The organism is Shinella oryzae (assembly GCF_023038235.1).
In the GTDB taxonomy this organism is placed as follows: Bacteria; Pseudomonadota; Alphaproteobacteria; order Rhizobiales; family Rhizobiaceae; genus Shinella; species Shinella sumterensis.
This window is the reverse complement of record NZ_CP081988.1, coordinates 1,559,408-1,581,192: the sequence shown is the minus strand read 5'-3', so window position 1 is coordinate 1,581,192 and position 21,785 is coordinate 1,559,408. Positions and strand designations below refer to the sequence as shown.

Annotated in this window: 16 protein-coding genes and 2 pseudogenes; 10 read left to right on the top strand and 8 right to left on the bottom strand. The window is 61.1% G+C overall.

Annotated features, from left to right (window positions below):
• Positions 1–24 precede the first annotated feature (24 nt).
• From tssJ to K6301_RS23545, 6 genes are read left to right on the top strand one after another with little or no spacing between them, the layout of a single operon-like run.
• Positions 25–537, top strand: a complete 513-nt coding sequence (gene tssJ / locus K6301_RS23570) for a type VI secretion system lipoprotein TssJ (RefSeq protein ID WP_247221253.1) — start codon at positions 25–27, stop codon at positions 535–537.
• An 18-nt stretch (positions 538–555) separates the two neighbouring features.
• Complete coding sequence (gene tssK, locus K6301_RS23565) at positions 556–1,905, top strand: type VI secretion system baseplate subunit TssK (RefSeq protein ID WP_247221252.1); 1,350 nt, start codon at positions 556–558, stop codon at positions 1,903–1,905.
• 18 nt (positions 1,906–1,923) lie between these two features.
• A complete protein-coding gene (tssL, locus tag K6301_RS23560; protein WP_247221251.1) occupies positions 1,924–3,378 on the top strand; it encodes a type VI secretion system protein TssL, long form in 1,455 nt (484 codons plus the stop codon).
• Positions 3,379–3,390: 12 nt separating this feature from the next.
• The gene (gene tssM, locus K6301_RS23555) at positions 3,391–6,924 is read left to right on the top strand and encodes a type VI secretion system membrane subunit TssM (protein ID WP_247221250.1); all 3,534 of its coding nucleotides are present in this window, start codon (positions 3,391–3,393) and stop codon (positions 6,922–6,924) included.
• 1 nt (position 6,925) lies between these two features.
• Positions 6,926–8,389, top strand: coding sequence for a type VI secretion system-associated protein TagF (gene tagF / locus K6301_RS23550; RefSeq protein WP_247221249.1), 1,464 nt, complete (start codon positions 6,926–6,928; stop codon positions 8,387–8,389).
• Positions 8,389–9,369: a serine/threonine protein kinase gene (locus tag K6301_RS23545; protein WP_247221248.1), complete on the top strand. Its 981-nt coding sequence runs from the start codon at positions 8,389–8,391 to the stop codon at positions 9,367–9,369. Before tagF ends, K6301_RS23545 begins: the two co-directional genes overlap by 1 nt.
• 166 nt (positions 9,370–9,535) lie before the next feature.
• Here K6301_RS23545 and K6301_RS23540 read toward each other — a convergent pair whose 3' ends face one another.
• The 5 genes from K6301_RS23540 to K6301_RS23520 all read right to left on the bottom strand — a co-directional run bounded on the left by K6301_RS23540 (position 9,536) and on the right by K6301_RS23520 (position 15,199).
• Positions 9,536–10,606, bottom strand: a complete 1,071-nt coding sequence (locus tag K6301_RS23540; RefSeq protein WP_247221247.1) for an ABC transporter ATP-binding protein — start codon at positions 10,604–10,606, stop codon at positions 9,536–9,538.
• Positions 10,607–10,616: 10 nt separating this feature from the next.
• Positions 10,617–12,125 carry an apiosidase-like domain-containing protein gene (locus K6301_RS23535; protein WP_247221245.1) on the bottom strand — a complete coding sequence of 503 codons (1,509 nt, stop codon included), beginning with the start codon at positions 12,123–12,125 and terminating at the stop codon, positions 10,617–10,619.
• A 2-nt stretch (positions 12,126–12,127) separates the two neighbouring features.
• Complete coding sequence (locus tag K6301_RS23530; RefSeq protein ID WP_247221244.1) at positions 12,128–12,994, bottom strand: carbohydrate ABC transporter permease; 867 nt, start codon at positions 12,992–12,994, stop codon at positions 12,128–12,130.
• Positions 12,991–13,890 carry a carbohydrate ABC transporter permease gene (locus K6301_RS23525; RefSeq protein ID WP_247221243.1) on the bottom strand — a complete coding sequence of 300 codons (900 nt, stop codon included), beginning with the start codon at positions 13,888–13,890 and terminating at the stop codon, positions 12,991–12,993. Before K6301_RS23525 ends, K6301_RS23530 begins: the two co-directional genes overlap by 4 nt.
• A 61-nt stretch (positions 13,891–13,951) precedes the next feature.
• Positions 13,952–15,199 carry an ABC transporter substrate-binding protein gene (locus tag K6301_RS23520; RefSeq protein WP_247221242.1) on the bottom strand — a complete coding sequence of 416 codons (1,248 nt, stop codon included), beginning with the start codon at positions 15,197–15,199 and terminating at the stop codon, positions 13,952–13,954.
• A 237-nt stretch (positions 15,200–15,436) separates the two neighbouring features.
• On the opposite strand from K6301_RS23520, the gene K6301_RS23515 reads away from it, so the two are divergent.
• Positions 15,437–16,660, top strand: a complete 1,224-nt coding sequence (locus K6301_RS23515; RefSeq protein WP_247221241.1) for an ROK family protein — start codon at positions 15,437–15,439, stop codon at positions 16,658–16,660.
• A 141-nt stretch (positions 16,661–16,801) separates the two neighbouring features.
• Here the strand turns inward: K6301_RS23515 and K6301_RS23510 are convergent.
• Positions 16,802–17,329, bottom strand: a pseudogene (locus K6301_RS23510) (acyl-CoA dehydrogenase family protein); the annotation flags it as partial.
• A gap of 158 nt (positions 17,330–17,487) precedes the next feature.
• On the opposite strand from K6301_RS23510, the gene K6301_RS23505 reads away from it, so the two are divergent.
• Together K6301_RS23505 and K6301_RS23500 are read left to right on the top strand one after the other, a co-directional pair.
• A complete protein-coding gene (locus tag K6301_RS23505; RefSeq protein WP_247221240.1) occupies positions 17,488–17,793 on the top strand; it encodes a hypothetical protein in 306 nt (101 codons plus the stop codon).
• 686 nt (positions 17,794–18,479) lie between these two features.
• Positions 18,480–19,844, top strand: a complete 1,365-nt coding sequence (locus tag K6301_RS23500) for a diguanylate cyclase domain-containing protein (RefSeq protein WP_247221239.1) — start codon at positions 18,480–18,482, stop codon at positions 19,842–19,844.
• 15 nt (positions 19,845–19,859) lie between these two features.
• Here the strand turns inward: K6301_RS23500 and K6301_RS23495 are convergent.
• A pseudogene (locus K6301_RS23495) lies at positions 19,860–19,952 on the bottom strand (3'-5' exonuclease); the annotation flags it as partial.
• A gap of 204 nt (positions 19,953–20,156) precedes the next feature.
• Entirely contained in the window at positions 20,157–20,483 is a 327-nt protein-coding gene (locus K6301_RS23490; RefSeq protein ID WP_134650286.1) for an ArsR/SmtB family transcription factor, read from the bottom strand.
• Positions 20,484–20,569: 86 nt separating this feature from the next.
• On the opposite strand from K6301_RS23490, the gene K6301_RS23485 reads away from it, so the two are divergent.
• Positions 20,570–21,757, top strand: a complete 1,188-nt coding sequence (locus K6301_RS23485) for an MFS transporter (protein WP_247221237.1) — start codon at positions 20,570–20,572, stop codon at positions 21,755–21,757.
• The last annotated feature ends 28 nt before the right edge of the window (positions 21,758–21,785 follow it).

Sequence of the window (21,785 nt, the reverse complement as noted above, 5' to 3'; positions counted from 1 at the left end):
CATTGCCCCGTTGGAGGATAGACCTTGAACACTGCATCGCCTTTCAATGACCGCCTGCTTGATCGCCGCAATCTGTTGCGGCTTACGGGCCTCGGTACCGTTGGTCTCGTCCTGAGCGCCTGCTCGACGACGAGCAGCAAACCCGGGGAAGAAAAGGGGCCGGGCACGGTTCGTGTGCGTGTCAGCGCCGCGGGCAACGTCAATCCGAACGAGGCGGGCCGCGCCTCGCCCATCGCAGTCTCGGTCTTCGTGCTGTCGGGCATCGGCGCTTTCCAGCAGGCCGACTACTTCCAGCTCGCCGAAAATGCAACGACGGCGCTTGGCGCCAACCTCGTGGGCAGCGACCGTGTCTTCCTTCGCCCCGGCGAAACGAAGGAGGTCACGCTCTCGACCGCCGCGGAACAGTCCTATGTCGGCGTGATCGCCGGATTCCAGAACATCGACCAGGCCAGCTGGCGGGCGACGACGCAGGTCGGACACGACGACACCGTGAATGTCTCCGTCGCCCGCTCGTCGATTTCCGCCCGCAAGGCCTGACAAGGAAAAGGGGCTCGCATGTATCAGAACAATCGCGTCGTCTGGGCGGAGGGCATGTTCCTCAGGACCCAGCATTTTCAGCAGGCCGACCGGTGGACGGAACGGCTGGTGCAGAGCGCCACGCGCGACCTCAGGCCATTTCCCTGGGGCCTGATCGACTTCCGGCTTAACCATGAAGCACTCTCGACGGGGCGGATCGAGCTGTCGTCCGTGCGCGCCATCCTGCCGGACGGCACGGCTATCGACGCACCAGGTGACGCCGACCTTCCCGATGCGATCGACGTCACGCCGGAGCACAATGGCGACATCATCTATCTGGCACTGCCCAGCCGGAAGGCCGGCGAAAAGGAAATCTCCAACACGCACAATCGCGGCAACGGCCAGGGCCGGGACCTACGCTATACACGCGCCCTCTACAATCCGCAGGATACCAACGATGACAGCTTCATCGCCGCCGACATCGAGGTCGCCCGGCCGCTGTTGAAATTGCGCCGGGCAAGCGATCCGCTTGCTGGCCTCGAACGCGTCGGGCTGGTGCGCATTTCCGAGGTCCGTTCCGACCTCGCCGTTATCCTCGATGAGGGATATGTAGCCCCCTCGATGAACTGCCGCGTGCAGAGCCCCATCCTCGCCTATGTCACCGAACTTGTCGGGCTTATCGCGCATCGGGCGGATGCCGTCGCCCAGCGGATCAGCGACCCCTCGGTGCGCGGGACGGCGGAGATCGCGGATTTCCTGCTTCTCGAATGCCTGAACCGCAACGAGCCCCTGTTGCGCCACATCGAAAGCCAGGCGGGCGTCATTCATCCGGAAGAATTCTACCGCATCTGCCTGACCTTTGCGGGCGAGCTGGCAATCTTCACCCGGCAATCGCGCCGGCCATCGACCTTTCCGGTTTATCGTCATGATGACCTGCAACAGAGCTTTTCTGCCGTCTTCACCGAACTGCGGGCAGCCCTGTCGGCCGTGCTCGAACAGTCGGCGGTGGCCATCACGCTGGAAGAACGCCGTCATGGCGTGCGCGTTGGCGTCATTTCCAACAAGGCGCTGCTGAAATCGGCGGATTTCGTGCTTGCCGTGCGCGCCGACATGCCCGTCGAGCGCCTGCAACGCTCGCTGCCCTACCAGGTGAAGATCGGAGCGGTGGAGAAGATTTCCGAACTGGTCAATGTTGCATTGCCCGGCGTGGAGGTGCGTCCATTGGCCGTCGCTCCCCGCCAGATCCCCTACCGGCAAGGGACACTCTACTTCCAGCTCGATACGACCGGCCAGCACTGGAAGTACCTCGAAAACTCGGGCGCGATCGCGCTGCACCTCAATGGAGAATTCCCCGGCCTCGAGATGGAGCTTTGGGCCATCAAGGGCTGATAGAAAGGGAGAGACGAGATGGTTCAGACCGCTCGGCGCAACGTTTCCGACGAACCCACCCTGATCCGGCCACGGCCCGGCGGCAGCCGCGCGAACACGCCGCTGTTTGCCGAGGACGGCGCGGCGAGCGCGAGGGCTGCCGACGAGACACACGTCCAGACGCCCACGGTCGCGAGCTTCGAAACGCCGGACCTGCGGGTGCCGACCTTTTTCGGCAAGCGCCTTCCGCTCGTCGTCGGCGCTGCCGTGCCGCTGCTCAACCTCGCAAGCCGCATCGCGATAAGCACCCGGCCCGTCAATCCCGCATCGCTTCGCCAGCAGGCCATCGCCAGCCTGCGCGACTACGAGCGCCGCCTGGCGAGCTCCCAGGTGCCGATTGAGCAGGCCCGCATCGCCCACTATTCGGTTTGCGCAACGCTTGACGATATCGTCCTTTCCAAAAGCTGGGGCGCTTCGAGCGAGTGGTCGCGCAACGGTCTCGTCCCGACCTTCCACATGGATGTTACGGGCGGCGAGCGGTTCTTCGATCTGCTGGCTTATCTGCACAAGGATGCCGGCACCAACCGCGACCTGCTCTATCTGATGTATCTCTGCCTGTCGCTCGGCTTCGAGGGCCGCATGCGCGTCTCGCCGCAAGGGCATCTCGAACTCCAGCGCATTCGCGAAGGCCTCTATCGCACACTGCGCGCGCTCTTCGGTGAACTCGAGCGGGAAATCTCGCCGCATTGGCGTGGCGTCAACGCCGAACACCGCCCGCCGCGTCCGTCCATGCTGCTCTATGCGACCGCCGGCGCCCTGGCGCTGCTGCTCGCGCTCGGCTTCTTCGGTTTCACGCTTGCGCTCAACATCCGCTCCGACGATACGCTGGCGAAACTGGCGATGCTTGGACCAAAGACGGCAGCCTCGCTCGCCCTCATCGAGCGGCCGGTGGACGTTGTAAAGGTAGAGAAAGCGGAGCCGCAGATCGACCGCGCCGCCGAAATCCGCGCCTTCCTCCAGCCCGAAATCGACGCCAAGACGCTCACCCTCACCGAGAAGCCCAACGGCGCGCTGATCCGCATCGTAACGGGCAGCCTGTTCGATTCCGGCTCTGCGACGCTATCAGACGAATTCAAGCCGTTGATCGAACGCATCGCGGCGGAAAGCGCGAAGAGGGGTTATAGCGCTGCGGTCACCGGTCATACCGACAACGTGCCGATCCGCCGCAATATCCGCTTCCCGTCCAATTTTGATCTGTCGAAGGGCCGGGCCGACGTGGTCGCCGAGATCATGCGCCAGCATCTGCCGGGCAACCGGGTCACGAGCGATGGCCGGGCCGATACCGAACCGCTCCAGTCCAACGACACGGCGGAGGGCCGGGCCGCCAACCGGCGCACGGAAATCTTCGTGTCCTGGCAGCACGTCGACAGCGCTAAGCCTGCGCAGGAAGACGACACGCCGGGCGGTGCCGCCGAACAGCAGACACAGCAGTAGGAGATCGCCGCGATGTTCAATCCGTTGAGCTACTTCTATACGCTCCAGTCCTATGTCTCGAGCTACACGCATTTTGTCCGCGGGCCGGTCCTCTGGTCCCTGGTTTGGGCGATAGCACTTGGCGTGGTGGCTTGTTTCTATGGCCCAAGCCTCGCCTTTGGCGAATTCCGGCCTCTGGAAACCGCCTTTGCCCGTCTCTGCTTGATCGGCTTGGTTGCTGCGGGCTGGCTGAGCTATATCGGCTATGTCCTCATCAAGCGCCGGCGCGCAGAAAAGGCGATGGCGGAGGACGTCACCGCTCTGGCAGAGGGCGAGGCGCACGCACGTCCCGGCGCCGCCGCCGAGGCCCGCGAATTGCAGGGACGTCTGCGCGATGCCCTGAAGACGATGCGGCGCGTTTCAAGCAATGGCCGATCCTACGTCTATGACATGCCCTGGTACATGGTGATCGGCGCACCGGGAACCGGCAAAAGCACGGCGCTTGTCAATTCCGGCCTCAAATTTCCGGTCATGAGCGAAGAAGCCGAGGACATCTTTGTACGCGGCGTTGGCGGCACGCGCCACTGCGACTGGTGGTTTGCCGAAGAGGCGATCCTGATCGACAGTGCCGGCCGTTACACGACACAGGAAGGCGATGGCGCCGCCGACCGCGAAGGCTGGCAGGCCTTCCTCGCGATGCTGAAGAAACACCGCCCGCTGCAACCCATCAACGGCGCGATCGTCACCGTCTCGGTGGAGTGCCTGCGAGCGGGCAATGCCCGTGATCGCCTGCGTGAAGCGCGCACCATCCGCCGTCGCATCAACGAACTCAACGAGGCCTTCAACCTCCAGGTGCCGGTCTACCTGATGATCACGAAGATGGACACGGTACCGGGGTTTGCAGATTTCTTCGACGTTTACGACCAATACGACCGCGAGCAGGTCTGGGGCATGACCTTTCCCCTTGACGCCCTCGTGGATGGCAATGCGGTGAGCGACCTCTTCTCGACGGAATACGACCTGCTGCTCGAACGGTTGAACGGTCTCGTGCTCGAGCGCCTGCAGCAGGAGCCCGACCGTGACCGCAGGGGGACCATCTTCAATTTCCCGAGTGAGGTGGCCTACATGAAGGCCGCGCTTGCCGAGCTGGTCGGCGAAATCTGCCTGACGGCCAAGGGTCAGAAGCCGCCGCGCTTCCGCGGTATCTATTTCGCCTCCGCCACGCAGGATGGCGCGGATTTTGATGCCGTGCGGAACCGTGTCGCTTCCAACCAGCTCGTACAGCCCAAAGCGGACAACGACAACGAGGCGAAAAGCTACTTCATCGCACGTTTGCTGCGCGAGGTGGTGTTCAAGGAAGCCGCGCTGGTGAACATGGATCCCGCCGCCTTCCGTCGACGCCGGCGCTTCCAGCAGGCGAGCATCGCGCTGGCTGCAACGCTTCTCATCGGCGTGTTTGGCGCCTGGAGCTATGCCTATCTCGCCAACACGAAAGCCATGGCCGAAACCGAACGGCGGCTCGCCGAATATGATGAGCTGGGCCGAAGCGTCGCAACGCAAAACGTTGCGGATGCGGATTTCCGCTCGGTCGTGCCAGCACTCAACCGGCTTGAGACCGCGCCGGACGGATTTGCCGAACACCAGCCTTATGAAGTGGCAAGCCTCGGTCTCAACCAGGAACCCAAAATCCGCAGCCAGTCGACCGTGCTCTATCGCAAGGCGCTCAACCGCTATCTTCTGCCGCGTGTTGCCGTCTATCTTCAGGACCGCATCGAGGAGCGCAAGGCCGACCCTGCACAACTCTTCCCGACGCTGAAGGTCTATTCCATGCTTGGCTCCCTTGGCCCGATGGATGCGACCTTCGCAGAACAGTGGATGGCTGCCGAGTTCGCGGCCGGCTTCCCCGGCGAGGCACAGGCTGCCCTGCGTGAGGATCTCAACCGGCATTTCGCGAACCTCGTTTCGGGCACGATCGAGCCGCTGACCCTGAACGACGTGGTGATTGATGAGGGTCGCGAGGTGCTGCGCAAGCAGCCTGTCGTCGAACAGGTCCTGCACAGCGTGACGCAGGATATCGCCGCCCGGTCGCTACCCGCCTGGCGCTTTTCCGACCATGTCAGCGCCGCCGGCCAGGCGGTCCTGAAACGGGCAAGCGGCGAGCCCTTGAGCAACGGCATACCGGGCGTGTACACCCGCGACGGATATCGCGACGTCGTGCTGCCGGCACTTGAAACGCTGAACCGTCGCTACGAGGAGAATGCATGGGTCTATGGCGGCCAGGGACCGGAGGTGCCGGCCGATCTCTCAGAGCAGGTCATGCAGCTCTATCGTCAGGAATTCGAGGCGACATGGCGCACCTATATCGGCGATTTGCAGATTCGTGATTTCCGTGATCTCTCGGACGCCGCCAGCGCCCTGTCCATCCTGGCTGAAGCCGACAACCCGCTGCGCACGCTCGCCACGGCGATTGCAGAGGCAACGGATCTCCGGCCGGAAAGCGAACGCAACATCGCCGTCGCCTCCGCAAAAGCGGGAACGCCCGCCACATTGCCTGCCGTGGCGGTCGACGCGCAAGCGCACGAGCAGCAGCGGCTCCCCTCACCCTATGCGGATCTTCGCCCGTTCGTTGCGAAGGACAAGGATGGTCGTTCTCCCTATGGCGACGTCAATGCGCTTGTCGGCCAAGTGTATACGCAGGTCAGCCGCGCCGCATCCGCATCGGCGGAAGCAAAGGAAATCTTCGCCATCGACGGCAGCCTCAATGAATCGGTCCAGAACCTGCTTGCCGAATCCCGGCGCATGCCGGCGCCGGTCGGTGGCTGGATGGCCAATCTCGGCGCAGGCATTTCGTTGATCTCGGCGGACGGTGCGCGGGAAAACGTTTCCGCGCTCTGGAAAAACCGCGGGCTTCCGGTGTGTGTCAATGCCATAGCATCGCGCTATCCGTTCGATCGGCAATCCCAGACGGACGTTGCGCTCAACGACTTCATCCAGCTTTTCGCGCCCGATGGTGTCTTCGACGGCTTCTTCAAGGAGAATCTTGCCAGCCTGGTCGACACCACGACGACGCCGTGGAGCTGGCGCAGCGCCTCCGGCGGCAAACCGATCGCATCGGATGCGCTCGCACAGTTCGAACGCGCGGCCGAAATCCGCGACACGTTCTTCGGCCTCGGCTCCCAGACGCCGAACATCACGATCGACGTGACGCCGACCGACCTGGATGGCCGCTCCACCTCCGTCGTCTTCGATGTCGCGGGTACCGACATCACCTATTCGCACGGGCCACGCCGGAGTTATTCCGCAAGCTGGCCGGGCGAGGAAGGGGATCGTCGTGTCCGCATCGCGTTTCAGCCACCACGCCCCGGCACGGCGCTGACGAAGACGGGCCCCTGGGCGCTCTTCCGCATGATCGACGCGGGCGAAGTGACGCCGGTCGACAAGAGCAGCTTCCAGCTTGCTGTTGGCGCCGGCGGACGCCGGGCCACGTACATGGTCGAGACCGGCACTGTGAGAAGCCCCTTTACGCTTGAGGCCATACGGTCCTTCGCCTGCCCGGAGTTGTTGTGACATGATGGCGCAAAGCCCTCAGCTTGGCTTCTTCGGCAAGATTGCGTCGCGCGGCGACTTCGTGAGCCGGAATCTCGACGCGGGGCTGCGCGCCACGTTTGAAGAATGGCTGGACCGGTCGCTCTCCGAAAGCCGGAAAAACCTCGGTGACGAGTGGCTGGATCTCTATCTGACGGCGCCGCTGTGGCGCTTCATCATGGCGCGCGGCCTTTGCGGAGACGATCCGGTGGCAGGCGTTCTGATGCCGAGCGTCGACAAGGTCGGGCGTTATTATCCACTTGCTCTGGTCACTCCCCTGCCTGCCTGCCATGCGCCATCGCGGCTGTTTCGCTCGGCAAACCGGTGGTTCCAGGGGCTCGAAAGGCTGGCCTTGTCCACATTGGAGGACGGCGTGGATCTTGAGGCCTTCGAGGCGGCCGTCACCGCACACGGCATTCCGGAGTACGAACGACAGGAAGAGCAAATGGCAACGCCGACGAGCATGGCGATCACGCCCGGCGCCGGCATCGACCGTGCCTACACGGTCATCCTCGACAAGCTGTTTTCCGGCGAGCACGCCGACTTTTCACTGTGGTGGACCAGCGGCTCGGACCGGGTGGAGGCAAGCCTCCTGTTTTCGCCCGGCATCCCCGAGCCGGTGAAGTTCTGCGCGCTGCTCGATGGACGCTGGAACAAATGGAGCTGGCGCATCGCCAAGCCGATCGCCGCCGAGGCGCTTTCACCACCAGACGCGCTGGAGAAGCGCGTGCCTGAAGCGATCCAGGGGCGTGGCGAGGGCCGCAGCCATGTCGGCACCACCCGCGAGCAGAACCAGGATGCCTGGCTTTCCGATGATTTGAGGCAAGTCTATTGCGTGGCGGATGGTGCGGGCGGGCATGCGGAGGGTGATTTCGCAAGCCGTGCCGTCATCGAGGCAATCGCATCGGTCCCGGCCCATCTCGGGTTTCAGGACAAGCTCAAGGCCGTGTTGCGCGCCGTCCAGTCGGCGCATGATCGGTGCCTTCGACGCGCCAGCACGCTCGGACCCGATATGCTCGTCGCCTCCACGCTTGCTGTCCTTCTATTGGACGGGGACCGTTATGCCCTGGTCTGGGCGGGCGACAGCCGCATTTATCACCTGCGTGATGAAACGTTGACCTGCATCACCGCCGACCACAGCGATGCACAGGGTTACCTCACCAAAGCAGTGGGTTGGGGCGAATGGCTGGAGCCGGACGTGCGGCTCGGCTCGATCCGCCATGGCGACCGCTTCCTGCTCGTCACAGACGGCATTAGCAAGATGTTGCCAATCGACGAAATCTGCACGCTTGTGCAGGAAGGATCACCTGAACATGTTCTGCGCGCCTTGCTGGAATCCGCCCTGATCGCGGGCGCGACCGACAACATTACCGCCGTCGTCATCGATACCGCCGAAGCTCTACCCAAGCCTGAAGAGGCCAGGCGCGACTGGGAGACGGTGACGTGATGCGGAACACGCGCTTTTCCAATGCCATGGACCTGGCCCGCGCAACCGCCGTCAAGCTTGCGCGGCTGACGGAACGGAGCGATGGAAGCACACGCGCCTCCTGCGCACCCGACACGACGGCAAGCCCGTTCTTCACGGACGACACCATGCTGCCGCGCATGGTCTATCCCGGTGCCCGTGTCGCCGAACGCTACTGGATCGAAGAGGAGATTGGCATTGGCGGGCTTTGCTTCGTCCACCGGGTTCGGGACGAACAGTCCGGGCAGGCCTTCGCGTTGAAGACCTTGCAGCCCGGTTTCTCCGCCATGCCGTTCTACTTCGAGCTGATGCGGCGTGAAGCCGAGATCCAGTCGATGGTCAGCCATTCCAACATTCTTTCGTGTGAACGCCTCATTACGGCGGAAGACGGCCGCCAGGCGTTGCTGCTGCCTTATCTTTCCGGTGGCACGCTGTCACAGCGCATACGCGAAAATGGCCCCCTTCCCGTGGACGAATGCTGCAAGCTGCTCGGGGAGATGCTCGATGTACTCGCCTGTCTCCGGCACTCCGGTATCGTCCACCTGGACATCGCGCCTGACAACATCATGTACGCCGATGCGGGCTTTACCCGCATCCAGCTGATCGACTTCGGCCTCTCGCGCAATAACGGTGGCGCTACGCTTCCGGATGAGGAAAATCTGTTCCTGGGCAAAATGAGTTGGGCCAGTCCGGAAATGGTCCATGGCGGCACCGTCACCCCGGACAGCGACCTCTACAGCCTCGGTCTGGTGCTCTATTTCGCGCTGACCGGTGAACACTTCGTGCGCGATGAGTCATTTCTCGAAATGGACCCCCCGGTGCCCGCCGAAACGACGGCATCTGAACGGCTCCGCTCGTCTCTCACCTCTCTCCTCGACCTCGCTCCGCCAAGACGCCGGCGCGTCTATCTGGAACAAGACGGAGGGCAACATCCGGGCATGGCTGCGGCAGCCTCTTTCTAGGCTCGGGACTCGCTGACCAGAGCCAGACGATAACGTTGCAGCGAGAGCGGCGGCGAAGAGGAAGGTCATTGGGCGCATTTGCTCGTCTGCAAGCCAAATACACCGGTCTGAATCAAAACTATTTCAAATCAATGGGTCCTGAGCCTAGCCGAAACCATAACCGGATCTATTCCGCGTCTCTTTGCAATCTGATCCGCTTGCCGCTTGCCGTTTCGAAAACATGCGAGCGCGGCGAAGCCAGGCTCACCCCCAACATCTCGCCCGGCTTGAACGTCAGCCGCTCCTTCGAGACGATCGTGATGTCCACACCGGCAAGCTTTGCCGTGACATGAGTTTCGGCGCCGGTCGGCTCGACGACCTGAACCTCCACCGGAACTGCCCCCTCGCCGCCGATGACTATATCATCAGGACGGATGCCGTAGGAAATCTCGGTTCCAACCGCAACATCCAGCTTGCCCGGCAGCGCCACAACGCCGGCGACCGCGATGCCGGCCTCGTTGACCTGCGCCGGCAGGATGTTCATCGCCGGGCTTCCCATGAAGGTGGCGACGAACAGGTTTTCCGGGCGGTCGTAGAGCTCCAGCGGCGAGCCGATCTGCTCGACGCGGCCGCCATTCATGACGACGATCTTGTCGGCCATGGTCATGGCCTCGATCTGGTCATGGGTGACATAGATGATCGTCGATTTCAGGCGCTGGTGCAGCGCCTTGATCTCGGCCCGCATCTTCACGCGCAACTTGGCATCCAGGTTCGACAAGGGCTCGTCGAAAAGGAAGACCTTGGGATGGCGCACGATGGCGCGGCCCATGGCGACGCGCTGGCGCTGGCCGCCGGAAAGCTGGGCCGGCTTGCGATCGAGCAGATGCGTCAGCGACAGGATATCCGCCGCCCTATCGACTTCCGCCTTGATGTCAGCCTTCGATCGACCGGCAAGCTCCAGGGCAAACCCCATGTTCTGGGCCACCGTCATCTGCGGATAGAGCGCATAGTTCTGGAAGACCATGGCAATGTCGCGGTCCTTCGGCTCCAGCTCATTGACGCGCCGGCCATCGATGCTGATCTCGCCCGCAGTGACGCTTTCCAGCCCGGCGATCATCCGCAGAAGCGTGGATTTGCCACAACCGGAGGGCCCGACAAGGATGACGAATTCACCATCCTTGATCGGGACATCCACGCCATGCATGACTGCCACGGCGCCATAGGCCTTCTTCAGATTGGAGATTTCGACGGTTGCCATCGGGATTACCTCAGTCGAATTTGCGGATGCGCAGCGCAAGGTTCGGGCGGCCTGGCAGTTCGATGCCGAATGCCGCTTCCGCCTTGCCGCCGCGAACAATGTTGCCGTGACGCTGCGGATGGGGGATGTGGGCGGTGATGCGCTTTGCCGGCGTCACCGTCATGTTCCAGGTGTCGATCAGGTCGATCTCGTAATTGCCGTCTTCGGTCGGAAGGCCGGTCGTCCACTGGTTCGGCTGGTGCTCTCCGAAATAGATGAAATCCACCGTGCCGCCGAGATCCCGTGCACCGGAAATGCGGCTCCAGGGCCACTGGTCGTTCATGCCCATCGGCTCCAGCCCTTCGAGCTGATCCTCCTGCAGGAGTCCAAGGAGGAACTTGATGCGCTTCCAGCTTTCGCCATGCAGCGTCCCGCCCTTGGCCCACCAGATCAGATCATCCGGATCGGCATAGGTTTCGCCGTGACCGGCATAGCCGCCGCGCAAGACTGTCGTCCAGAAACGATGGACGAGCTCCTGCGCCGTGATGTTGCCCCAGCTCGGCCAGATGTTGCCTTCATATTCCGGCTCGTCATTGACGACAGGCTTGCCATAGGCAACGCGCCATTCCGGCGTGCGCTTCACATCCCAGTTCTGTATGCAGACATGAGTAATCCACGGCTTGCGATGGTCGAAATTCATGTGCTGGTCGCCGTTGTGGATCGACCGGAGATGCTGGACGGGGTCGTTTTCTTCCAGGATATGGCAGAAGCGATCCCAGGTCTGGACTGGGATGGTGTCGAGCAGGAAGTCGTATTCGTTGGCGAGCGCCCACCAGATGTTGCGGAAAGCGGAAAGTCGGGCGGCCGCATATTCCACATAGCGCAGGTTCTGCGCCTCCGTCATGTTGGCATAGCCCCAACGGTCGTAAGGATGGAAGAGGATCAGGTCGGCTTCGATGCCCAGTTCGCCAAGACGAGCGATCTGTTTCTCCAGATGGGCGAAGGCGGCCGGGTTCGGGCGATCGAAATCGATGCTGCCATCCGCCTTTTCCATGAAGATTGGCTGCAGCGGCTCGTTCGTGTTGAAGGGGTAATCCTTCGGAAAAACCGCCATGCGAATCTTGTTGAAACCGCTCATCTCGAGGCTCGCAAGCGTACGCTCCTGCATCTCCAGTGGCTGATGCGTCCAGGCATAGCAGGTGGTGCCGAAGGGATAGTAGGGCGTGCCGTCGTCATAGGCGAAATGAAACTTGTTGCGCACGCGCACGGCGCCATGCACGCCTTCGTGCGCTGCCGTGACCGTCAGCGAACCGGACTTGCCGTCAAGCTCAGCAAGAGAAGACGTGGTCGTAAAGGTCCAGTCGCCCATCGTGTCGGGCATGAAGCGGATGACGTAATCCTCGCCGCCATCATGAAAACCCGTGACGCGGACCTTGCGGTTGCCCTGGCTGAAATGGGCATGAAACGTCACGTCGAGATAGGGATTGCCGTCGGCCGGGCCTTTGAAGCGGGCTTCGAAAATATCGTACAGATGGGTCATGATCATTCCTTGACCGCCCCGGAAGTCAGGCCGGAGACGAAATACCGTTGGAACATGAGATAGACGAGCGCTGCGGGAAGCACCGTCATGATGATGGCCGCATTGAGCTGGCCGTAATCGCTCTGAAACTGGCTCTGGAAATTCATGAGCCCGAGCGGAAGGGTCCACATGCGCGGGTCCTGCAGGATCACCAAGGCCATGGCGAATTCATTCCAGGTCGCGACAAAGTCCAGGATCAGCAGCGCCGAAAGCACCGGTAGCGACACCGGCAGGAAAATCCGCCGGAAGATCGTGAAATGCGAGGCTCCGTCGATGCGGGCCGCTTCCGACAGTTCCTTCGGCACGGCAGAGAAGAAGCCGTAGAGAATGAAGACCTGATAGGGAATGCCGAAGGCGAGATATGGCAGGATGATACCCGGATAGGTATTGATCAGGCCGAAGGCATTCACCTGCCGGAAGATCGGCGCGAGCATGACCTGGAAAGGCAGCATGGTGCCGAACACGAAGAGCGCGAACAGCGCCTTGTTCATGCGCATAGGCACCTTGGCGAGCGCATAGGCGGCCATGGCGGAAACGAACAGGCCGAGCGGCACCTTGATGAAGGTGATGACGATGCCGTTGAAGGCGGTCGTCGAAAAATTGCCGCGGTTCCAGGCCGAGACGAAATTGGCGAAGGCAAGCTCGGTCGGCGGACTGAAGGCACTCGATCCCATCACCGTCGAGTTCGATTTCAGCGACGTGAAGACGATGAACACGAACGGCGTGATCCAGATGATCGCAAGCAGGATTAAGGCGATCCAGAGAGCGACGAGCACAGGATCGACCTTGTTGGAGCCGACAGGGCGGAACGCCTGGGAAAACATCTTCATCGTCCCATATCCTCGCGCTTGAACATCCAGCGCATGTAAGGGATCACGACAACCAGCGTGATCAGGAGCAGCACCACGGAAACGGCGGCACCCCGCCCGAAAACCCCGAGCTGCATGGATTGGGTATAGGCCCACATCGCCAGCATCTGCGTCGATTGCGCAGGCCCACCGCCGGTCATGCCGTAGACGATGTCGAAGGCCTTCAGCGAATTGATCAGCGACAGCACGAAGACGACCGTTATGGTCGGCACCAATGCCGGCAGCGTCACGTAGCGGAACACGCCCCAGCGCCCGGCCCCATCGATGCGGGCGGCTTCGATCAGCGTCGTGGAAACGCTTTGCAGACCGGCCAGGAACAGCACCATGGAAAAGCCGACGGACTGCCAGACATGCGCAACGAATACGGACCACAGCGCGATCTTCTTGTCCCCCAGCCAGTCCATGATCCAGCCGGTCAGGCCCCAGCTCGTCAGCAACCCGTTGAACAGGCCGAAGAATGGGTCGTACATCCACTTCCAGATGGTCGCGACGGCGATGGACGCGATGATGACCGGCAGGTAGAAGACGATGCGAAGCCCGGAGCGGCCTGGAATATTCTGGTTGAGCGCGAGTGCGACGCCGAAGGCAATCAGGTTTGGAACGATGACGGCGGTCGTCGTCCAGATCAGCGTGTTCCAGAGCGCGCCCCAGAACACCGGGTCCTGCGTCATGACTGCCCGGTAATTGGCAAGCCCGACGAACTTCGCCTGCGGGCTCAAGCCGTTCCACGAGGAGAACGACATCCTGATGACGTCGATCATCGGATAGACGGCAAAGAGAAGATAGACGATCAGGGCGGGAGCGAGCAGGACGTAGCCCTGCATGCTCGGCCGCAACGATACGCGCGCTCTGGACATAGGATCACCGGGTCACGCGAGGCCGCCGAGCAAGCGCACGGGGTCTCGCCTTGGGAGGAGGCTAGCCTCGGTTGGCGATGAAGGCCTGCATGGCCTTGCCCGCATCTTCGGGCTTGATGTTGCCGGACGCCACCTCGTTGATGACGCGGAAATATTCCGTGGTCACATCAAGCGGGAAAGCCTGATCCCCGTTCATGTAGATCTTGTCGTACTTGGCGAAGATATCCATCCACTTCTGGTCGAGCGGATCGATCTTGTCGTACTTCACGTTCGCATTGATCGAGATCGAGCCGAAGGCGCCGAGATTGTCCTGCTGCACCTTGTCGGAGAGCATATAGTCGAGGAATTTCGCCGCCGCATCCGTCTTGCTGCTCTTCGACGAGACGTAGAGATATTCGGCAAAGCCATAGAGACGATCGGTTCCGGTCGGGATCGGGAAGAGATCGAAATCCGCAAGACGGTTTTCGTTGCGCAGTTGGCTCACCAGCCAATCACCCTCAAGCATCATGGCGGCGCGGCCAGCCAGGAACAAGTTGAAGCTCTGAGAATTGTCGATCCCCATGAAGGGTGACAGGATATAGTTCTGCGACCAGTCGTTCAGTTCCTGGAAGCCCGCGGTGGTGCAGGCCTCTGTCGACCAATCGACCTTCATCGCCATCAGCGCATCATGCTTCTCCGCACCGCACTTGGCTTCCAGAATAACGTCCATGAGGCGCATCAGGTGCCAGTTGACCGTACCGCCGAAAGTCATGGCCGGAATGCCGGCTTCCTTCAGCTTGGCCGCATCGGCGTTCAGCTCGTCATAGGTCGTCGGCAATTGGGTGATGCCGGCCTTTTCGAACAGCGCCTTATTGTAATAGAGCGCTTCGCCGTGGAAGGTGTAGGGCACGCCATGGCGGCCGCCTTCATAGATCTTCGAGAAGCCGCCAGCGGTTCCGACCAGACGCTTATCCCAGCCGTACTGGTCGTAATATTTGTCGAGCGGCTGCGACAGGCCGGCATTAACGAATTCACCGCCGAGGCCTAGGCCCGCCCACATGAAATAGATATCCGGCCCTTGGCTCGACTGCGCCGCTACGCGTAACGCCGACTTATGTTCGTCGACGGAGCGGTTTTCGAGCGAAATGGTGATGTCCGGGTTGGCGGCCTGGAATTCCTTGATGATCTTCTGCCATGCAACGTTGGCGGAGTCATTGTCGAAAGTCAGGGTCCAGATCTTCAATTCTTCAGCAGCGGCCGAAGTCGCACCAAGCCCTGCGGTCATCGCCAGCACAGAAAGCGTGGCAATAAGAGCATTCTTCGTCCTCATAAAAACCTCCCTAAGAGCGGTCCTCTCCGCCTTCCGAAAATCGCGACCACGCCCCCTTTTGTCAACTACTTTTTTCGTTAACGAAATAAACAAGTGCAAATATGGCACTTTCGCCCTATATTTATGGCGGAAATAGGCTTTAAAGGACGTACTGCAGCGCAACATAATTCTGCTGCGAAAAATATTGCGCTGCGATCGCGAGTCTGAACTAGAATCGCGTGGGAGGGGGATTCGCATATGCAGGATGTAAAAGAGCTTTTCAGGGATCAGGAAGCGCCGGCCGGACGCATTGTCCGTGCCATTGCCGCTATCGGCGCCGCCACGGCGACGCAATTGGTAAAATCCACCGGCCTCGCGCGCTCCACAGTCTCGACACTTCTTTCGGAACTGAAAGATGGCGGCATCGTTCTCGACCTGGATACGAAGAGCAACGGCTTCGGCCGGCCGTCGCAACTTCTCTCGCTCAATCCGGGCACCGGGCGGTGCGCCGGCGTGCTGCTTGGCCTCGGCGAAATCCGCATCGTCGTCTGCGATCTCGCCCATACCGTGCTCTCCGACGTCTGGTTCGAGATGCGCCGCGACTACACTCCGGAAGACGCGGCCGAACAGGTCGAGGCCAACCTGACGCGGGAATGTGCCTCACTCGGTCTTACCATCAAGGATCTCCTGGGCGTCGGCCTCGCGATCTCGGCACCACTGAGCTACGATGGGCGCGTGCTGAACGGCGACGTGTTGCCGACATGGGGCGGCGTCGATCTTGCCGCAATTTTTTCCAGGCATCTGGACTGCCCGCTACACGCCGAAAACGAAAGTCATTGCGGCGCCCTTGCCGAAATGACCTGGGGCGCGGCGATCGGCGAGAAGGATTTTGTGCTCTATAAGTTCGACCTTGGCGTCGGTGGCGCGATCGTGCGCGACGGCATCGTCCAACGCGGCTTCAACGGCAGCGCTGCCGAATTCGGCCATATCGTTCTTGACACCCATGGCGACCTCTGCCGCTGCGGCAATCGCGGCTGCCTGCAAACCTTCGTCGGCGGCTATCACCTGATGCGCCATGCCGAGGCTTTCGGTGGTCAGCCGGTCACCATCGACCAGTTCATCGAACGTGCTCGAGAAGGCCGCCTCGGCTACAGCCGGCTTATCGAGGATGCCGCGGAAAAGGCCGGCTGGGGCATGGGTATCACCGCCAGCATCCTCAACCCGCCGCTGTTCGTCATCGTCGGCAAGCTGGCAACGATCGGCACGGCATTCACAGAACCCTTGGAGAAGAGCTTTGCACGCCACTCCCTACCCCCGCCGGATCAGGTCTCCGATATGCCGCGACCACGCTTCGTCGTCGGAAAGTTCCTCGGTAATGACGATACCGTCATGGGGGCCGTGGCGCTGGTGCTCCATCAGCATGGACGCATAACTGGCGAGGCGAGCCTTGGACAATCGGGCCGGTCGGCACCTAAACGGTGAGCGTTCTTCTGCTGGCATGTCATCCACGGCGAGCGCATGGCCGCGGCCGGACTTGTACCGGCTGGTCGCGAAACGGCTCGGGTTCGACCCGGCCCTGAGGCTGAGACGGAGCCTCCTTTTGGTGCACCGCCAGCTACCAGATCAGCTCCAGGTGTGGAGCGGTGGCTTCTCGCCATTGAGGAAGTATTTGCCAAGATTGGCGTATTTCCAGCGCATCGGATCGTGCAGCGTATGCGTGCGGGCGTTGCGCGAATGGCGATCGCGGTGGTGCTAGGCGAGCGTCGAGCACGTGCCGGCAAGCTCGAAAAGCTTGTTGGTTGCGGCGATGGCGATTTCCGTCGAGAGGATCTTCGCCTCGGCAGTGACGATCTGGGCGTCCGCGACCGTTTCCGCATTCGGGTCTTCAATCGCACGGTCGATGGCGCGGCCTGCCTTTTCGAGCAGCGCCTGTGCCGCATGAAGCCGTAACTCCAGGTCGCCGATGGCCTGGATCGTATAGGGATCATCCGTGTCGCGCTCAAGACCGCTATCCGCCTAGGCGCGGCTCTTGGTGCGCACGAGATCAACGGTCTCGACGATCGGCGCCTGCGCAATGCCTGTGTCGACGGCAACCTATATGATCTGGAAGATCGCACCATCGGCCGTCGGCACCTCGTAGCCGTTGTAGCCTGAAAAATGCTGTATTGTGATCGAGAATCTGGCGGCCAAAGGGCCCTTCCATGCAGATCGCCTCTTAGCCTTGGTTAGACAATGTTAGCCATGACAAATGCCCATCAGGAACTCTTGTACCTGCCACAGGATTGTCAATTCAACAGGAGGCAATCGTCATGACACAACGATTCAATGAACTCTACATTGCGCGCGTCGAGCACCAGAAGATTATCGCCTACTACCAAAAACTGGTAGCGCATATGTTTCAAAAGTTGCGCTCGATGGACGCGTTGGACAGTTCAACGCCCGCTGCCAGAACGACCGCGAACGAGATCGCGCCGGTTGAAGAAAGTGGGAAACATGTAGACCAAAGCACATTGCCTGGAAACGTGGTCAGGGTTGATTTTCGCCAGAGACGTCCCTTAAAGCCCGGCGTAATTGGGGCAGACCAAGGTGCTCACGTACCCGCAACGGGAGCGTAGCCCTGCAAATGCGCATCACTGTGCATAGTTTGCTGTAACGCGACGGCATCGCTGATGGGACAGCGTCGGTGCAACGTATTTCCAGATCCAGTTCCCGCTATCATTAATTAGTAGACCCGTCAGGCTTCCAGGCGGTGCCTTCATAGGCCATTTGCAGTTCCTCCAACCATGGAGAACAGTATAGGCCGCTGAAGAATGCGCCCGCCGCGGCACTGGGGTGTACTCGGACGTCATAATCGCAAAGCAGCAGACGGAGTCGATTCCCCCTCGCTGAGGCGAACGACAAGCAGGTGCTGGCGAAAAGTGGCGCGCTGTCCGGAAGGCTTCACTCTGGTAGGTAGGCCTTGGCACCGCAAACTGCGTTCATCGGACACATCTCTCACCTTAAGAGCCACACGCGAGCGCCGCTATTTATGCTATCTTAAGTTGTGTTGATGTCTTGACAGGAGATACTCAACCTGCCCGGGTGCAAAATGGACCCGGCAATAAACTGGAAACTATAAAATGCTCGTGCAGATTATTTATCGCAAGTTCAGGGCGGCCCGGCCGGCGTCAATAATGCGATCGTAATCACTCGCGTGTATCTCTGCCTCCGGACGATCTATTCCAACATCCGAAGGGACGACTGCTTGGCGGTGCGATTCATCCAACTGAAGCTCGTCGCCCCCGTTCTCGCGGGACTGACGATGCTTATCGCCGGGCTTGCAGCGATCCCTTATTATGCCGTGGATACCGTTGACGCCGACGCTCGTCGGCAACAAGAGATCCTGGTCGAGCGCAATGTTGCAATGTGGATTGGCGACGTGGAGTTTTCGCTCACCGCTTGGACAATATGGGATGAAGCCATTGCCAAACTAGACAACAGCTTCGATCGCGCGTGGGCCGACCGGAACATCGGCGCGTCGCTGATTGGGACTTCCCGTACGCGTTCAATGATGGTCCTCGATCGGGATAATGCGGTCATCTATGCGCGCACGGACGATACCGTAAAAAATCTTCGGTTCTTTGCGAGGGGGACCGATGCATTCATGCGGGACGCCAGCAAGCTGGTGGCCCAAGTCCGCGACCAGGAGCAACATGGTCCGAAGAAGGGCGGGATCCCGACGCCCATTGCCGTCAGCCATATAGAGGCAATCGGTGACGAAGCTGTTCTCATAACGGCAAGCCTCTTCCAACCGGACTTTGGAATGGCACGACCACTGGTCTCGCGCGCTCCTATCCTAGTGACCGCGATGCCGATCGGAGACACGCTTCAAGAGTTCTTCGGCAAGCGCTTTCTTTTGGACGATCCGACGATCACGCCGCTCGCCGCTGTCGCCGCCGACAGGGCCCGCGCTGTAATTGCAGTCAGTCCAGAGGGAGAAGTCGAGGCGCTGTCATGGCGGCCGCCGACACCCGCTGCAAACGTCGTTCATCAGTCGCTTCCGCTCATCGTCACGGTCGTGGGCGTTCTTTTGGCAGGAGCTGCGGCTTTTGTGCGCATATCTCAAGCGGCCGTTCGCAATCTTGTCGGGCAAGAGCAGCAGATGCGCCATGCCGCCACGCATGATTTCCTGACGGGCCTTCCCAACCGCTCGGTGCTTCAAGGTGAGTTCGATGCGCTTTCCCGAGAGGGTTCACTCGTCGTTGCCTGCCTTGATCTCGACGGCTTCAAAGCCGTCAACGACCTGCATGGCCACGCTGCAGGCGACGAGGTGCTAAAAACCGTCGCTGCTCGCCTCCGGTCGGGCGTTCGCCCATGCGACCGGCTCTTCCGGCTGGGTGGCGACGAATTCGCCATCTTCATGCCGGGCCTCTCACTCCGGGACGCCAACCTCGCATGCCAAAGATTGTCGCTTTCCCTCTCAAGACCAATGCGGCTGCTCGACTGCCAGGCGACTATTGGAGCGTCGTTTGGGGTGAGCGAGGTTAACTCTGCAGGAGTAGACTGCGATGCAGCTTTGCGATCTGCCGATACGGCTCTTTATCAGGCTAAGTCGCTTGGGCGCGGAGGCGTGATTTCGGCTTCCATCCAACCGGTTCGACGACCGCGCCTTATTCGCAACGGTTGAAGGTGCAGGCGCGATCTGCCCGAGCACTTCGAGCAGTGCTAAGCAATCATCGACCGCCCGACGCGCGTCATGAAAATTCCCCTGACTGCCGATCCGGTGTCCCAACTGCCTCCTTCAAAACTGCGTGTGACCTTCTCCTCTCTCGGACACATCGGCAGCTGTTAAGTCACCGATGAACACCATTGCGTGGATGGTGGGTGTAAAGGCTCCGGACGGCAAAAACTGATATTCGTCGCAAGCCGGATGGTCTGCGCCCACCTGCGGCAATCCCGTCAGCCCAGCTACCGTTGACCATATGCCGACGAAAACGTCTTAGACCCTGGCGCTGGCAGACAACACCGCGCCGAGCAATCCAGGAAATCGCGCCTCCAGATCGTCATGTCGGAGGCTAAGCCGACGACCACGCCCCAGTGGCTCGTTGCGAATGACACCCGCCTCACGCAGCACCTTCATCAGGTGCGATTTCGTCGACTTGGGTATCGCAGGGTCGGAGAGATGGCATTGTGCCATATCTAGGGGGCCCCCAGCGAGCTGGCGAACGATCGCCAGGCGCTCGGGGTCACTCAACGCAAAAAGCACGTCGGTCAGTTGCATATCAGACCGAGCAGGATGTGGGAGATCGGTGACATCAGAGGCCATGGTTCGATTTTAGTTGAACCTTTGCGGAAATGATAGTAGCGATTGGTTCGAATTTATTCGAACCAATCAGGTATACCGTAACCGATATGACGTTCGCCTTACCGCTCCGCAGTTCGGCCGGCTTCCGCATCACGCTTGCCGGCATGGCCGTGATGATGGCCGGCGCCAGTGCGCCCTCGCCATTTTATCCCGCGCTTCAGCAGGAGATGGGCTTTTCAGCCGCGACGCTGACCGGAATCTTTGCCGTCTATACCGTCGCGTTGCTGATATCGCTGCTCGTCACCGGGTCGCTCTCGGACCACATCGGTCGGCGACCGGTGATTTCGGGAGGTTTTGTCCTGATGGCACTGAGCCTGCTGCTCTTTTGGCAGGCGGGAGACGTCGCGGGATTGATCGTCGCACGTGGGCTGCAGGGCATCGCAGCCGGATTGCTCCTCTCGGCTCTGTCAGCCACCGTGGTGGATCTTGAACCGGAAGACAAGCCGGGAAGTGCCTCCATATGGAACTCTGTCATCCCACTGGGCGGGCTCGCCGTCGGCGCACTGCTGGCGGGCATCTTGATGGATGTGACGGATCATGCGGAAGCGGATGTGTTCGGCGCGTTGGTGGCTGCCTACGCGCTGTTTGCCGCCGTTATCTGGCTCATTACCGAAACAGCGCCGCGACATGAAGGCGTCTGGGCGTCGCTTCGTCCGCGCATCGGCGTGCCGAAGACCGCTGCTAAAGCTTTCTGGCGCAGCGCACCGGCGGTTATCGCCGGGTGGGCGACGGGTGGCCTCTATCTCTCTCTTGGAGCCCCGATCGTCCGGCATGTCTTCGGCGCGAAGGATCATGTAACGCAAGCCGGCGTGATCGTGCTCCTCTGCGCCGCCGGCGCGATCGCTTGTTATGTCGCGCGCAGCAGCTCCTCGCGGCAGGTCACGCTTTACGGGACATCCGCGCTGGCCATCGGCACCGCCCTGACGCTTGCGGCAATTGCCTGGTCATCGCTGCCGGCCTACCTTGCCGCGCTTGCAATCGCCGGAACAGGTTTTGGCACCTGCTTTTACGGCGTGCTGCGGTCGATCGTCCCGGTCGTTCGCCCGGATGAGCGCGGAGAACTCTTCGCCGCCCTGTTCACGTTGAGCTATCTCGCTTTCGGACTGCCCACCCTATTGGCCGGCCTATGCGTCGGCGCCTTCGGCCTCACGCCAACAACCCTCGGCTACGGCGCCCTGATCGTAGTGTTTTCAGCAGTGGCGGGCATGCTGCGAAAGTTCGGGACAAGGGATTGAGAGGTCCCTTGGATCTGGTGCTTTGCGA